This window comes from Paramuribaculum intestinale (genome assembly GCF_003024925.1).
Lineage (GTDB): Bacteria > Bacteroidota > Bacteroidia > Bacteroidales > Muribaculaceae > Paramuribaculum > Paramuribaculum intestinale.
Genome location: NZ_PUED01000066.1, coordinates 1 through 13,524, shown reverse-complemented (window position 1 = coordinate 13,524; position 13,524 = coordinate 1). Strand labels below are relative to the sequence as shown.

Genomic DNA, 13,524 nt, shown 5'->3' with positions numbered 1-13,524 from the left:
CTCCCGCACCTCCCACATAATGCGCAGACTGCCGAGACTATGAGCGTAACGCCACGATGAAGAAATGACAATTGCAGCATCGGTAGCGTCAATAATCCGGCGCAGATTCTCAACAGCGCGTTGGTCGAAGAGCGGCCCCCATGCATCCTTGTTCGGCATTCCTTCAACGGCAAGCCGCGCCTGACATTGCTCAGTGTTGAGCACACCGTCGAAGTCGAGAAATATTACAGGTCGATTCATCAGTTTTCTCTTTTTAGCAGCCCGGGCCGGACTCGACTCGACGCAGTGCCGAGAGCAGAGTCAAGCTTGCTTGAACTATGCCGAGGCACGAGGAGAATGGGCGAAGCCAACCGGCAATACCGCTTCCGCGGCACACAAAGCGCGTCTGACCAATTCCGCCACCAGGCTGATGTGATTGTATCGCAAAATTACGACACGTGTGTCTCATTTTGCGGCACGACTCTTTGAAAAATGTGTTTATGCGTTAATCTTTGCAAGAGCATCTGCATAGTTACTTATCACTCGATTGTATTTGTCTTCGTAAGATTTGGTCCAAGCTGAGAGGTGATAGCTTTCAATCAATAGTGTTTTAGAGCATTCGTCATACCAAACTTCATCGTTCAACTGGAGAGCTTCAGGATAAACCAGTTGTTTAATGGTAGAGAGGATAGTTGTCTTATTATCACAGCAAACGATTATATTTGCATTTAGAAGCAGAAGTTGTCTTTTGAGTAAATCACGATAAGTTTGCATGTAGGAGTCTATTTCAGCCATATCAGATACGGACCCTCCCGGCTGCTTCTTGACATTGATTTTAGCAACTGCAGATTTATCCCAGGTGCTCATAATATTGTCCATGGACTCATCACGATTGAATTCGGCAACTTTATCAGCAGTAGATTCCATGAGACCTTTCGTGATATAGAGCATGCTCTTGAGAAACTTATCGGTAGGTGCAATACCATTCTTAGAGTCGTATGTTATAACGACACGAGAATCATAGGGATTGTTAGGATCATTGAGTTCCTTAGCTACGAAAAGAATGCGTTTGTCTGAGTTGTTCCAAGCACTCTCTTCATTCCCAACTTCGCGTTCGTGATAAACTTTCTCATCAGCACCGGGAAAAGTATGTATGCAACCTTTATAGGCGACACCATCACGTTCTATTTCTCCATCCCCATTTTTAATAGAGAATTCTTCCCAAATATCAAGAATTTTGTCATTTTCGGCATGTGAGTACTTCGTTTTGTTCATGTCTAATAAAATTATATGTTGTTAATAGTTTCAATTGTATGCTAATAAAAAGAGGGCGCAACACTCTTATGGTTCTATCTTTCGGTAAGGCTCTGGTAAGCCCGGAATCAAGATTGAAGCAAAAGCAGCCTGCGTCCTCGGGTGAGGATACACGGCTTGCCGTTGACTTCCATCTTATGATTCCTCGTAGAATTTACCAGATTTTACCGAATCGGATGGCGGTCATTGCAAGATGTGCAATATTTTTTGTGGTTCTAAACTGTCTGTTTCGTATTTTCGCGGTTTTGGTTAATACCGCAAATTTACAAATTAAATTTTGAACCGCAATAGGTTATCGCAGGTGCTCGCTATGTTTTACAGCACAAAATTACAACGAGATACTGCCATAAGTGGTCAGCAAAGCAAAAACTATAATTTTTTATTCCTCCAGTTTCTGAATATCATCTGGCAGTTCCGCAATTTTGGCAATAAGCAGCTCAGCGCGGCGCTTTACTTCCTTCATGTCAGGGAACGTCTGGAAGTCGAGTTGGAACAACGATTTGTCAGTTGGTTCGTACCACCAGTAGTCGCCACGATACATTTCTCCATTATCAACGTCCAACAATTCAGACACTTTTGCATGATACGCAGAGTCCTGTGAGCCGGTAACGATATAGAAGAGCACCCGGTCATCATATATGCCAATAGAAACCCATAGGTCAGTCCTGTTATAATCAGCCTTATTCCACAGGCAGACGTACCCACGATAATACTCATCCCATTCAGCGCAATCAGCGCCTTGTATATCGCCGGCCTCAACTGAAGTAATCAACTGTTTGCCATAATCAAACGGAATACTTCTGAGTTTATGCATTATGTCCTTTACGGCCTCCATGTCGCCTGACGGAATATCCGCACCCAGCAATATCAACCCTAAAATTTCACGGACAGATTTGGATCTTTCATCCTTTGTCGCCTTGTTGAGAATCAGATTATACAGATTGCCGTCCCCGGGACCGAGGTCATTGGACGACACACGATAACGAGGTTCTATCCCTTTGATACATTCTATTTCCACGTCAAAGATGCTTTCAACGTTGCGGCGCAAGCGATGGAATGTTCGTTCCGGGATACCCGGCTCTTTTTCATCGTTCATCGGCGAATTTGCCCATTTGTCACTTAGTTCGTTCATTGATATGCCACTGGAAGAGGCTTTGACGAACTCATTTAATGTCCATAGGACACGCTTAAATTTTGATACTGACATTACAGTTCGATTATATCAGGAGTGCTAAGTGCTGAATAGTCCTCGTTCATTATCGCCCCGTTGGAGAAGATAGTGCCGTTCTGCCCGATAATTCCGTGTTGGCGATGGATATGACCGAAGAGATGCGCTTTCAGATGTAGGATGGATATGACCGAAGAGATGCGCTTTCAGATGTAGGTCGGAAAGTTTCATAAGTATCTCTTCCGACCCATAGTTGATGCCATCGTCGAAATCGAGAATGCCGTATGCCGGCGAGTGGGTTATCAGCATGTCGGTGTCTGCCGGTATTTTAGCATAATGGTGCGTCTGCCTGTTGGTGATGCAGTCTTCAGTAAACATAGGCACTCCATAGAATTTCAGTCCGTCTATCTCGATGCCCGAATTGCATAGATAGTGGACGTTGCCGTCAAGGCCATCGATGTTTGCGTCATATAGGCATGAGTCATGGTTGCCGCAGATAAATATCTTATGGCGATATGGCAGGTCGCAAAACCAGTAGAGAAAGTCCATTGCCTCGCGCTCTTCTCCTACCATGCAGAAGTCGCCGGAGTGAACCACGATGTCGGCCTCGGGCAGATTCTTCAGCCGATGGTGCGCACTGTGAGTGTCTGAGAGATGTAGTATTTTCATTAGTCATACATTTTTTTTGCAAAGCTAATAAACCCTACTGACAGATCATGACAATAGACTGCACTAATTTTGCGCTCATAAAATATTTGTCGCTAGACCCACTTCATTATGCCTCGTTTGCGATACAACACATCGAAACATTTAGAGAATCGAATAAAAGGGAAGTAAATGTTTATACGCAATCTGTAGTCTCGACAATTGTCTGGAAACAAACACTCTCAATCGCTCCAGTTGGTAACCTCTTGTTCGAGTATTCTGAAAAGCAGATTGAGCATACGGCGAGCCCGTTCGTCGGGGCATATGTGAGCGGTAGCGCCGTCGATCAGGCGGCAGCATAGTTGCATGCGATCGGCATCCTGTTCACGGCCGGCATGATCGGCAAAACCTCGCATGAAGCCCATATCGTATTCAAGCTTGCGTTTAAGCACGTATAATATGCCTCGCCAGTCGCCGGGTGAGCTATGGGCGAAGGTTTCTTCCCAGAACAGACGCTCTTTGCGGTCGACGCTCTCCCGCTTTACTGATCCTAAGGGGTCTGACTCGACTGACTCCATCAGATATTGACCGAGAGCCTGGCAATCGTCAGACTCAATGATATCAAGATAATGATTGAGGTCATCATCATGTTCTTTGGATGTGATGAATGTGAGCAGCGAAGCCCAGTAAAGCAACACGGCTGAAACGTATGCACTGTCTGTCTCGGAGGTTTTTACATTCTTGTCTATAAGCCAGTCGGGTGCGGCATTCATTCCCTCAGGCTGTATCGTGGGACGAGATGACAGCTCTATGACACCTTTGCAGCGCCTACTGGGAAGCGACAGCAGCTTACTGTAATACTCGACGTAGACAGGCTTGATTTCATCAGGCTCAGAGAAGTTTTCAGCAATTGCCGCCCATATGTCTTCAAACCGGCATTCGGTCAGATACTCACGAAATGTCTTTCTTTTCATCTTCTTGTTCTTGTTTTGATTTTAGTCGTTTGTACTCAGCTATCAGCACTTTGACACAGGGTCGGTAGGCATGCATGGAAAACAGCAATCCGGTCAATACACCGATAATCAGAGGAGAGCGCAGACCGTATGCTTCAGCCAGTGCCGCTCCGATTCCTGTGCCGACCCCCATAAGTACATGGGCTTTCATTAATTTGCAGTTTAATTCATTGAAAGTCATAATTGTCTGATGTTTTGCTTGCAAAATTACAACCGTGATGTCTCAAATATCGATACAGCACAAAGTCTGTGCAATCCATGCCGGACAAAAAAGTTGAAGAAAAGCGTGGAATAGCTTGGCAGATAAAGGGAAAATGTGTAATTTTGTAGCCGAATTGATCCAAAGGGCTCGAAAAGCAGTGGCTTGCAATGATGTAAACCGATCTCGCCCAAGGATGTAACCGTATTTATTATCAAAAACAGATGTACGCAATCGTAGAAATTCAGGGACAGCAGTTCAAGGCCGAGGCCGAGAAGTTCTTGTATGTCCACTATCTCGGCGAAGCTGTCAAAGAAGGAGAGAAGGTTGAGTTTGACCGTGTGCTCCTCGCTGAAGCCGACGGTACGGTAAAGGTTGGCGCTCCGACAGTTGACGGCGCCAAAGTAGTTTGTGAGGTGCTCACTCCCCTCGTAAAGGGCGACAAGGTTATCGTCTTCAAGAAGAAACGCCGCAAAGGCTATCGTCGCAAGAACGGTCACCGTCAGTGCTTCACAAAAGTGTTAGTGAAAGAAGTAGTAGCTTAACCCGTTAAAAAAAATCAGAAATCATGGCACATAAAAAAGGTGTAGGTAGTTCGAAGAACGGCCGCGAGTCAGAAAGCAAACGACTCGGCGTGAAGATTTTCGGTGGTCAGCACTGCAAGGCGGGTAATATCATCAAGCGTCAGCGTGGAACCGTTCACCATCCGGGTGAAAACGTCGGTATCGGCAAGGACCACACACTCTACGCTCTGACCGACGGCGTTGTGGTATTCACCGTAGGCAAAGAGGGCCGCAAGTTTATCAATGTAGCTCCCGCCGAGGCATAAGCCCGGCCGCTGACAAAAGACACTTTACGGCATCTGTCGACACAGACAGAAGCAGCACGGACAACAGCAAAAACGCTGCATCAGTCACTCCCTAACGGGATGTTTCTGATGCAGCGTTAATTTTATTGATACGACAGATGATGCCCCGACATTTCAGCCCGTGGCATTACAACCGCCAGACATCCTGCCATCAGTCAAGCAGACGTCCGGCCTTTATGTAATCCATGCCTATTGTGAAATACTCACGTCCATAGTCTACCGGACGTATCACTTCCCCGTCAAACACCACTATATCAATATCTATTACCACACAAGAGGACGACAGACGGCGTCCCATCGAATTCTCAATATCCTTGCATCGGCTCTGAAGCGACACAGCATCAAGTCCGAACACTCCCGACAACACGGCATTGCCATACACCTTGCCGCTGCCGCTTATATCCGGCGTGTTGTAAAATTGCGATACGACGATTTCGCTCCCTATCAGACGAAGCCTCGCGATAGCCTCACGGAGCATGGCTTCGGCCTCGACCACATTACTGCCGAGAGAAATCACAGCCTCGTGATGCTGCACGCGGTTCATTGGCCAACACCTTTCATCGTCAACGCCACGCGCCCGCGTGGAGCATCGACATCAATCACCTTCACCTTGACAGCCTGCCCCACTTTGAGCAACTCGGCCGGATTTGACACAAACCGTTCAGACAGCTGCGATATATGCACCAGCCCATTCACTTTCAAGCCTATGTCGACAAACGCCCCGAATGCAGTAAGATTAGTGACACGTCCCGTCAGTTCCTGGCCTATATGCAGATCGGCGATCTCCGCCACATCCTTGCTGTACATCACCGGCTCCGGATCCTTCACACGCGGATCGCGTGCAGGCTTCTCCAGCTCGCTTATAATATCACGCAACGTAGGCAGCCCGACGTTTTTGTCCACATACTGCTCAACCTCAATACCCTCAAGCTTCGTCTTGTTGCGTATCAGATCATTTACGCCGACCCCGGCATCGGCGGCCATACGGGCCACTACCGGATAACTCTCGGGATGCACTCCGGTGGAATCAAGCGGATTGTCTCCTCCGTTTATACGTAAAAAAGCCGCACACTGTTCGTAAGCCTTCCGCCCCATGCGCGGAACTTCAAGCAGTTGCTCGCGTCGCCGGAACTGGCCGTTGGCGGTGCGATATTCGACTATATAGTTTGACAGTGCATTGCCTATTCCCGACACCTGCGCAAGCAATTCGGGCGATGCCGTGTTCACGTCGACACCCACGGCATTCACGCAACTTTCCACTGTGAAATCCAAAGCACGCTTCAGCCCGGCCTGATTGACATCGTGCTGGTACTGCCCCACTCCGATTGACTTCGGATCGATCTTCACCAGTTCTGCAAGCGGATCAAGCAACCGGCGTGCGATCGACACTGCGCCACGCAGAGTGACATCGAGCTGCGGAAACTCACGACGCGCGCAATCCGATGCCGAATACACGCTGGCCCCACGCTCGCTCACCGTCTGTATAGCCACGTTGCGCGGAAAAGTGATATCCGACAAAAAGGTCATGGTTTCACGCGAAGCCGTCCCGTCGCCAACCGCTATAACATCTATGCCAAGGCGTCCGACGAGCATACACAGCGTATCGGCGGCTCTGTACACATCGCCCACAGGAGCACAGGGATATATCGTCTCCGTAGCAAGCAAGGCACCCTGCTCATCAATACACGCCACCTTGCATCCGCTTTTGAATCCGGGATCTATGCCCATCACTCTCTTGCGTCCGAGAGGCGGCTCCATGAGCAGATGTCTGACGTTTTCGGCAAAAATGGAGATCGCCGCATCATCAGCCCGCTTCTTTGTCAGCGCGGCCACCTCGTTCTCTATAGCCGGCTTGAGCAGCCTGCGGTAGCCGTCGGCCACAGCCTGACGTATGATTTCAGCCACAGGAGCTGCACAGAACGATTTTACAAACAGGCGTCCGAGGCGTTCTATGATCTCATCATCATCGATCGTTATCGACACCCGCAGCAGTCCCTCCTCCTCACCCCGGCGCATGGCGAGATAATTGTGAGAGCCACACAGGCGCAATGATTTGGAGAAATTGTAATAATTCTGGTAGTTGACCGCATCGGCCTCCTTGCCTCTGATCACTCTGGCATTGATAGTGGCATTGCGGGCAAACCTCTGCCTGACGAGCATTCGTGCCTTCTCATTCTCACTCACCCACTCGGCTATGATATCCGATGCACCGGCTATTGCCGCATCGGCATCAGCTATATCGCCGCCTACAAATCGCGTAGCCACCGATACCACATCGCCCATACGCTGGCTCATGATCTGCTTGGCCAACGGCTCCAGGCCGAACTGGCGCGCAGCCTCGGCACGAGTGCGCCGACGCGGCTTGAAAGGCAGATATATATCTTCGACCTCCGCCGGATCAAGCGTTGCCGCAAGCCGTATCATAAGATCATCGGTCATCGCACCGCTTTTCTCTATGGCATCGGCCACAAACTCCTTTCGCTTCTCAAGCTCCTCCAACTCTTCCGCCTGCGTGCGGATATTGTTGAGCGCCACTTCATCAAGCGACCCGGTCATTTCCTTGCGATAACGGGCTATGAAAGGTATGGTAGCGCCGTCATCAAGCAACCTGAGAGTTGATGCGACCTGCTTACGAGACAGATTTAGACGTTTGCCAATTATTTCAGCTATGTCAAGAGGCATGATAAAACAGATGATGGGTAAAATGAACGATATATATTCTGCGATTTTTATGGCATCGCTTTCAGAGTAATCAATGTTATTTCAGGAGTGGCTCCAAGCCTCATGGGCATCCCCACTGTACCGGCGCCGATATTGACATACAGCGCATGCCGGCCGGCCTCGTCGCCATACATACCACCCCATGTGGCATAGCGCATTGCTGCCGGCGACAACCCTGCGACCTCTATCTGCATGGCATGTGTATGCCCGCTGAGGGTCAGAGCTATATTGACGTCGTCATGATCGGATATAGAATCAGTCCAATGCGCCGGATTGTGCGACAGCAGGATTTTGCTTACGGAGTCGCCGACACCAGGATAGGCCTTAGGGAGTGAGCCATATATCCGAAACGGAGGATCTCCGATATTCTCCACACCTATGACAGCTATTGAATCGCGTCCCGAATGTATGAATTCGGTCTGATTAAGCAACAGCTTCCATCCCATGCTCTCCTGCATGGCGCAAAGAGCCGCGACGTCAGCAGCCTTGTCGGCCTCCGACGGCCAGTCGGCATAATCGCCGTAATCATGGTTGCCGAGAATCGAAAACACCCCGTATGGAGCCTCTATCCCCGACAACGCGTCGACAAAAGGAATCAGTTCGGACGAATGACGGTTGACTATATCGCCTGTAAACATCACCGCATCGGGATGCAGACCATTGATAACACCGACAAGCTTCCGCACAAACCGGTCGTCATCACCATACGTGCCGACATGGAGATCTGAAATCTGGACTATCTTGAATCCATCGAAAGCGGCAGGCAGATGCGGGAACTCAAAATCCACCTCCCTGACATCGACACGAAACCTGTTGACAAGGGCACCCCACCACATGGCCAGAAACGCCACTATAGCAATGACGCCTCCTGTCAGCGAGAGCCATCTCCAGCGCCGGCCATGCCACAAAACGGGCAACAACGCGACCGCGTCGACAACAACGAATACCAGCTTAGGCATAATAAACGTCATATAGCCGAAAAGCACCCACATGATAAAAAGCAACGATCCGTCATCGCCCGAGCGCCTCGGCATACTCACACCGACTATCAGCGCCATATATAGCAACACTGCCGACACCAGCTGCAGCCTCGCCGGGACTTTTGATACACATCTGCGACGGACCATTATGTAAATATAGCCGTCGACAAGCAGGCTTAAAACTATTACTGTAATGAGAAACAGTAGAGGAATTCGCATCGTGGTCTACAATCAGTCGGCGACGGCCAGCTTGTTTTTCAGCGGATTGGCATACATTGTCAAAATCATCCTACGCATATATTCGCGGTCGTCATCCGACATACCCGCGATGCCGGCAGCATCAACTTTGTCCTTGATATGAGCCTCCAGATCCGCCACATCAGCTTCGCTATACTTCTCGACATACAACGCTCCACCGTCGAGCAGATCGGCGGCCACATAGTTGATCGGATATATCTTGTATCCGCCGTGTATCGAATGGTCTATTATCGAACAGATGCGACGGACAGCTTCAACTCTGTCGACATCGGCCGGTATGGCACGCACTTCGTCAGAAATGCACTTTCCGATTTCGAAATGCACCCGTCCCTTGAATTGCAACATACCTGTTTCCATGCTCAACAAATCGTCGTGCGGCGACTTCTTGAAGTCAGGATCATTGCGCTTCATCAAAAACTCACGTGCCTTCAGGCCGTCGTTGGGATCATATTCGTATGATATCGATACCGGCACAAGATTGAGTTCGGCTATATTCTCAAGTAGAGATCCGCTACCGCCCAAAGCCATCATCTTGACCAGACTCTCCTGGGTGAGATCATTCGAATCCTTTGCACGTCCCTCGCGCTGGGCTATCCAAATGCTCTCATGCTTGTCGGTGATAGCATGATGCATATATGCCGACAGCTCCTTGGCGGCTTCAAGAGCCTTTGTGAGTTTCAGATTGCGACGCACTACGAAACTCTTGTTCAGCTTCACCAGATCTGTGATCCAGTCATATATGAGCAGATTGTCGCCAATCGCCACTTCCGATGTCGGCAGTCCGGCACGCAGAAAACAAAGATTCAGAAAAGAGGCGTCGAGCACGATATCGCGGTGATTGGATATAAACGTAAACGACTTCTCGGAATCCACATTGCATATTCCTCCGACACTAATTCCGGCTGTGGTCTTTCTGGCAAGCATCTCAAGGAAAGGCCACATTATCTTTGACTGAAAAGTAGCCTTGTCGGGTATCGCCAGTAATTGCTTGACAAATTCGGAGAAATCCACTTCGGGCATCACATACCTTACTGCGTGTTCAAAACCTGGTTCCTTGACAAGGAGTGACATCTTTTCGCCAAACTGCGAATCGTCGAAGGGGGCTATCGCTTTGAAATCGTGTAGATTGTCCATAACATCATTATCAGGCCGCAAGCCGATGCGGCAACATTCGGGAGTCAAAGTTACAAATTTTTATTCACTTGCGCGGCTCTTTGACGCCATTTTTCAATCATTTGCCGCATATCGTCGGGCACTTCCGACGTAAAAACATCTCTTTGCGCGTAGACGGATGCACAAAACCGAGAGTGCGGGCATGAAGCGCCTGACGGGGGCACAGCGCCACGCAGTTGTCAACAAATTTACGGTAGGCAGCCGTACGCTCCCCCCGCAATATCTGATCGCCGCCATAGCGGGCATCGCTGAACAACGGGTGACCGATGTGACGCATGTGGGCACGAATCTGATGCGTACGTCCGGTTTCAAGCACACATTTCACCATGCTTACAGGACCGAGATCCTCCAGCACCTCATAATGCGTGACCGCATGACGCCCATACTCGCTGCCTTCCGGAAAAACATCCATACGCAACCGGTCGGAAAGCGAACGTCCGATATTGCCCACAATCGTCCCTTGACGCGGAGAGGGGCACCCCCATACGACCGCCATATATTCGCGCTTTGTGGTTTTCTCGAAAAACTGACGACCGAGAGCTGTCTTGGCGTCAGGAGTCTTGGCCACGACAAGCAGACCCGACGTATCCTTGTCGATACGATGCACCAGTCCCATGCGAGGGTCGTCGGCGTCATAGTCGGGATTATCCTTGAAATGCCATGCCAGAGCGTTGACGAGCGTGCCGCTGTAATTGCCGTGTCCGGGATGAACCACCATCCCCGCCGGCTTGTCTACCACGAGCACAGTATCATCCTCATATACTATATTTATGGAAATATCCTCAGGTATGATATCCAGCTCGTAGCGTGGACGATCCATCACCACTGCCACTACATCGAGCGGCTTGACACGATAATTGCTCTTCACCGCACGCCCGTTGACCAATATGCAGCCCGCATCGGCCGCCTGCTGAATACGGTTGCGCGACGACTTCTCTATACGTGTGACAAGAAACTTATCCACACGCAGCAACTGCTGACCCTTGTCGGCTACAAACCGGAAGTGTTCAAACAGTTCACGTCCGTCATCACCGTCAGTCGTTGCTGACGCGCTCAGGTCCAGCTCGTCGATATCGGCATCCTCCATATCAGAACTGTTCGGTTTCAGGATCCGCCGTAGTGTCAATATCATCCGACACGCCTTCGCCTACATTCAGCACTATCGATGCAGTCACAGGCAGCCGGCTGCCAGCCTGAAGCTGGCGGCCGTCGCTTTTCACCGACACCACCAGATCCTTGAATTCCGACGGCACATACTCCACATATATATTCCGGAAACCGAGTCCCTCAAGTATCGAGCGAGCCTGACGCAGCGACACATCGGTGAGCGACGGCACACTCACACTCTTCGGAGAGAATGCCGTAATAGTCAGATACACCGTACGCCCGGCCTTCACTTTCGTTCCACGTTTGGGATTTTGCTCCACAACTGTGCCTGGGCGAGTTTTCTCGTCATATATCGAATCGCTCAACGCAGCCTCGAAGCCTTCACTCTCAAGACTGCTCATGGCAACCTCATAGGTCATGCCCTTCACCTGCGGCACTTCCACATAATGTCCATGATCTGTCCATGAGTCGAGCCACACCAGCAACAGCCACACAAACACGACCGCCACAAGAGCCATCAGAGCCAGATTAAACAGAAAACGGGTGGTGAAAGCGCCCGGACGCCACTTAAATTTCAAATTACTTGTACTTTTCACAATAATTATCAGCTGCCGGAAGGCCGTAAGACCACTGCCGGATGTAATAAAACGCATGGCAAAGTTAACAATTTACAACGGAATTGACTCAAAACATTGATAGTTTTTCGATAAAAAGATGTAACTTTGTGGCCGAAATTTCTACCAAATCAAGCAGGCATAATGCGCAAATACCTCATAATACTGCTCTCGGCCGTAGCACTGACATCGTGCGGAGAGTATAACAAAGTGCTCAAAAGCACCGACCCCAACCTCAAGCTCGAATTTGCCAAACGTGCATTCGAGCAGAAAAAATATGTGCAGGCCTCGACAGTGCTCAACGACATTGTTGACCAGTTCAGAGGTCAGGAAAAAGCCGAGGACGCGCTCTACCTCCTTGCATTGAGCAACTACGAGAACAAAGATTACGCATCATCAAGCGTATATTTCAAAAACTACTACACCCGATATCCGCGAGGAAAATACACCGAACTTGCACGCTTCTACTGCGGATACGGATATTATCTCGACTCCCCGGAGCCCCAGCTCGACCAAAGCGACACGATGAGAGGCATCGAAGAGTTGCAGGGATTTCTCGACTACTTCCCGCGATCCGACAAAGTCAGCATAGCGCAGAACGCAATTTTCGAGATGCAGGACAAGCTGACGCTTAAAGAACTGCAGAACGCACAGCTCTACTATAATCTCGGCAATTATATGGGCAACAACTACGAATCAGCCATAATCACCGCCCGCAACGCCATAAAGACATATCCTTACTCACGCTACAAGGAAGATCTTGAAATGGTGATACTCAAATCCAAATATCAGGAGGCTGTACAAAGCGTGGAGGAGAAAAAAGCCGACCGCTTCAGGGAAGTCATCGACGAATATTACTCGTTTATCAACAACTACCCCGACAGCCCCAACAAAGAGGAGGCCGAAAACATTCTGAAAATAGCACGCCGTCACGTAGGTGAATAAAACCGGTAAGAAGCCACAGACCTCCCAATCATTCAGAACTGAAACAAACAAAATATAAGCCAACAACAAGATGGATTATAAGAAGACCAACGCTCCATTAAACACCGTCACACGCGATCTCGTGGATCTCTCCGAAGAAACCGGAAACATCTATGAAACCGTCTGCATCATCGCCAAGCGCTCCAACCAGATCGCCGACGAGATGAAGCACGACCTCGAAAAGAAACTTCAGGAATTCGCATCGCTCAACGACAACCTTGAGGAAATATCCGAAAACCGCGAGCAGATCGAGATCTCACGCTATTACGAGAAACTCCCGAAACCCACCCTCATTGCCACACAGGAATATATTGAGCACAAAATCCACTTCCGCAATCCGGCCGACAACAAGGACATGGACTGACACGTATTAAGTGGCCAATTACGGCTGCAATAACGCCGACAGAAGGATTTAGCTCACAAATGTTTTGGCAGATTAAAAAATTAACACTACCTTTGTGGGCCTGAAAGCCTGAACGGCACAAGGCAACACCTATATAA

The 13,524-nt window shown here is 49.4% G+C and carries 15 protein-coding genes, 1 tRNA gene and 1 pseudogene; 4 read left to right on the top strand and 13 right to left on the bottom strand.

Annotated elements, in window-relative coordinates; all coding sequences use genetic code 11:
• The 7 genes from C5O24_RS13785 to C5O24_RS06480 form a co-directional block, all read right to left on the bottom strand.
• Positions 1–240: HAD domain-containing protein (locus C5O24_RS13785; RefSeq protein WP_205961074.1), on the bottom strand; the 240-nt coding region annotated here is incomplete at its 3' end.
• Between the two features lie 17 nt (positions 241–257).
• Positions 258–408, bottom strand: a tRNA-Pro gene (locus C5O24_RS13900).
• 69 nt (positions 409–477) lie between these two features.
• The gene (locus C5O24_RS06505) at positions 478–1,254 is read right to left on the bottom strand and encodes a hypothetical protein (RefSeq protein WP_107037079.1); all 777 of its coding nucleotides are present in this window, start codon (positions 1,252–1,254) and stop codon (positions 478–480) included.
• Positions 1,255–1,672: 418 nt separating this feature from the next.
• Positions 1,673–2,425, bottom strand: coding sequence for a hypothetical protein (locus C5O24_RS06495; RefSeq protein ID WP_133165483.1), 753 nt, complete (start codon positions 2,423–2,425; stop codon positions 1,673–1,675).
• A gap of 99 nt (positions 2,426–2,524) precedes the next feature.
• Positions 2,525–3,130 (bottom strand): metallophosphoesterase family protein, encoded by a 606-nt coding sequence (locus tag C5O24_RS06490; RefSeq protein ID WP_237613025.1) that lies wholly within the window; start codon positions 3,128–3,130, stop codon positions 2,525–2,527.
• 218 nt (positions 3,131–3,348) lie between these two features.
• Positions 3,349–4,080: a hypothetical protein gene (locus C5O24_RS06485; protein ID WP_107036263.1), complete on the bottom strand. Its 732-nt coding sequence runs from the start codon at positions 4,078–4,080 to the stop codon at positions 3,349–3,351.
• Positions 4,058–4,300 carry a hypothetical protein gene (locus C5O24_RS06480; RefSeq protein WP_107036264.1) on the bottom strand — a complete coding sequence of 81 codons (243 nt, stop codon included), beginning with the start codon at positions 4,298–4,300 and terminating at the stop codon, positions 4,058–4,060. Before C5O24_RS06480 ends, C5O24_RS06485 begins: the two co-directional genes overlap by 23 nt.
• A 242-nt stretch (positions 4,301–4,542) precedes the next feature.
• Between C5O24_RS06480 and rplU the strand changes: the two genes are divergently transcribed.
• Both rplU and rpmA read left to right on the top strand, forming a co-directional pair.
• Positions 4,543–4,863, top strand: a complete 321-nt coding sequence (rplU, locus tag C5O24_RS06475) for a 50S ribosomal protein L21 (protein WP_107036265.1) — start codon at positions 4,543–4,545, stop codon at positions 4,861–4,863.
• 23 nt (positions 4,864–4,886) lie between these two features.
• Positions 4,887–5,147 carry a 50S ribosomal protein L27 gene (gene rpmA, locus C5O24_RS06470; RefSeq protein WP_107036266.1) on the top strand — a complete coding sequence of 87 codons (261 nt, stop codon included), beginning with the start codon at positions 4,887–4,889 and terminating at the stop codon, positions 5,145–5,147.
• 190 nt (positions 5,148–5,337) lie between these two features.
• Here the strand turns inward: rpmA and C5O24_RS06465 are convergent, their stop codons facing one another.
• The 6 genes and pseudogenes from C5O24_RS06465 to C5O24_RS06440 all read right to left on the bottom strand — a co-directional run bounded on the left by C5O24_RS06465 (position 5,338) and on the right by C5O24_RS06440 (position 12,003).
• On the bottom strand, positions 5,338–5,730 hold the full coding sequence (locus C5O24_RS06465) for a 2-amino-4-hydroxy-6-hydroxymethyldihydropteridine diphosphokinase (protein WP_107036267.1): 393 nt from the start codon (positions 5,728–5,730) through the stop codon (positions 5,338–5,340).
• On the bottom strand, positions 5,727–7,868 hold the full coding sequence (locus tag C5O24_RS06460) for a Tex-like N-terminal domain-containing protein (protein WP_107036268.1): 2,142 nt from the start codon (positions 7,866–7,868) through the stop codon (positions 5,727–5,729). Before C5O24_RS06460 ends, C5O24_RS06465 begins: the two co-directional genes overlap by 4 nt.
• Positions 7,869–7,915: 47 nt before the next feature.
• Positions 7,916–9,106: a metallophosphoesterase gene (locus tag C5O24_RS06455; RefSeq protein WP_107036269.1), complete on the bottom strand. Its 1,191-nt coding sequence runs from the start codon at positions 9,104–9,106 to the stop codon at positions 7,916–7,918.
• Between the two features lie 12 nt (positions 9,107–9,118).
• Entirely contained in the window at positions 9,119–10,279 is a 1,161-nt protein-coding gene (locus C5O24_RS06450; RefSeq protein WP_107036270.1) for an acyltransferase, read from the bottom strand.
• A 50-nt stretch (positions 10,280–10,329) separates the two neighbouring features.
• Positions 10,330–11,405: pseudogene (locus C5O24_RS06445) on the bottom strand (RluA family pseudouridine synthase).
• Between the two features lies 1 nt (position 11,406).
• The gene (locus tag C5O24_RS06440) at positions 11,407–12,003 is read right to left on the bottom strand and encodes a PASTA domain-containing protein (RefSeq protein WP_161553829.1); all 597 of its coding nucleotides are present in this window, start codon (positions 12,001–12,003) and stop codon (positions 11,407–11,409) included.
• Positions 12,004–12,183: 180 nt separating this feature from the next.
• Between C5O24_RS06440 and C5O24_RS06435 the strand changes: the two genes are divergently transcribed.
• Together C5O24_RS06435 and C5O24_RS06430 are read left to right on the top strand one after the other, a co-directional pair.
• The gene (locus C5O24_RS06435) at positions 12,184–12,984 is read left to right on the top strand and encodes an outer membrane protein assembly factor BamD (protein WP_107036273.1); all 801 of its coding nucleotides are present in this window, start codon (positions 12,184–12,186) and stop codon (positions 12,982–12,984) included.
• A gap of 70 nt (positions 12,985–13,054) precedes the next feature.
• Positions 13,055–13,387 (top strand): DNA-directed RNA polymerase subunit omega, encoded by a 333-nt coding sequence (locus C5O24_RS06430; RefSeq protein ID WP_107036274.1) that lies wholly within the window; start codon positions 13,055–13,057, stop codon positions 13,385–13,387.
• Positions 13,388–13,524: the final 137 nt, after the last annotated feature.

Excerpts from the sequence above, each read along its gene's own strand:
- rpmA (WP_107036266.1), top strand. The coding sequence starts at position 4,887 with ATGGCACATAAAAAAGGTGTAGGTAGTTCGAAGAACGGCCGCGAGTCA.
- C5O24_RS06490 (WP_237613025.1), bottom strand. The coding sequence starts at position 3,130 with ATGAAAATACTACATCTCTCAGACACTCACAGTGCGCACCATCGGCTG.
- C5O24_RS06465 (WP_107036267.1), bottom strand. The coding sequence starts at position 5,730 with ATGAACCGCGTGCAGCATCACGAGGCTGTGATTTCTCTCGGCAGTAAT.
- C5O24_RS06495 (WP_133165483.1), bottom strand. The coding sequence starts at position 2,425 with ATGAACGAACTAAGTGACAAATGGGCAAATTCGCCGATGAACGATGAA.
- C5O24_RS06460 (WP_107036268.1), bottom strand. The coding sequence starts at position 7,868 with ATGCCTCTTGACATAGCTGAAATAATTGGCAAACGTCTAAATCTGTCT.
- rplU (WP_107036265.1), top strand. The coding sequence starts at position 4,543 with ATGTACGCAATCGTAGAAATTCAGGGACAGCAGTTCAAGGCCGAGGCC.
- C5O24_RS06480 (WP_107036264.1), bottom strand. The coding sequence starts at position 4,300 with ATGACTTTCAATGAATTAAACTGCAAATTAATGAAAGCCCATGTACTT.
- C5O24_RS06455 (WP_107036269.1), bottom strand. The coding sequence starts at position 9,106 with ATGCGAATTCCTCTACTGTTTCTCATTACAGTAATAGTTTTAAGCCTG.
- C5O24_RS06485 (WP_107036263.1), bottom strand. The coding sequence starts at position 4,080 with ATGAAAAGAAAGACATTTCGTGAGTATCTGACCGAATGCCGGTTTGAA.
- C5O24_RS06450 (WP_107036270.1), bottom strand. The coding sequence starts at position 10,279 with ATGGACAATCTACACGATTTCAAAGCGATAGCCCCCTTCGACGATTCG.
- C5O24_RS06430 (WP_107036274.1), top strand. The coding sequence starts at position 13,055 with ATGGATTATAAGAAGACCAACGCTCCATTAAACACCGTCACACGCGAT.
- C5O24_RS06505 (WP_107037079.1), bottom strand. The coding sequence starts at position 1,254 with ATGAACAAAACGAAGTACTCACATGCCGAAAATGACAAAATTCTTGAT.
- C5O24_RS06435 (WP_107036273.1), top strand. The coding sequence starts at position 12,184 with ATGCGCAAATACCTCATAATACTGCTCTCGGCCGTAGCACTGACATCG.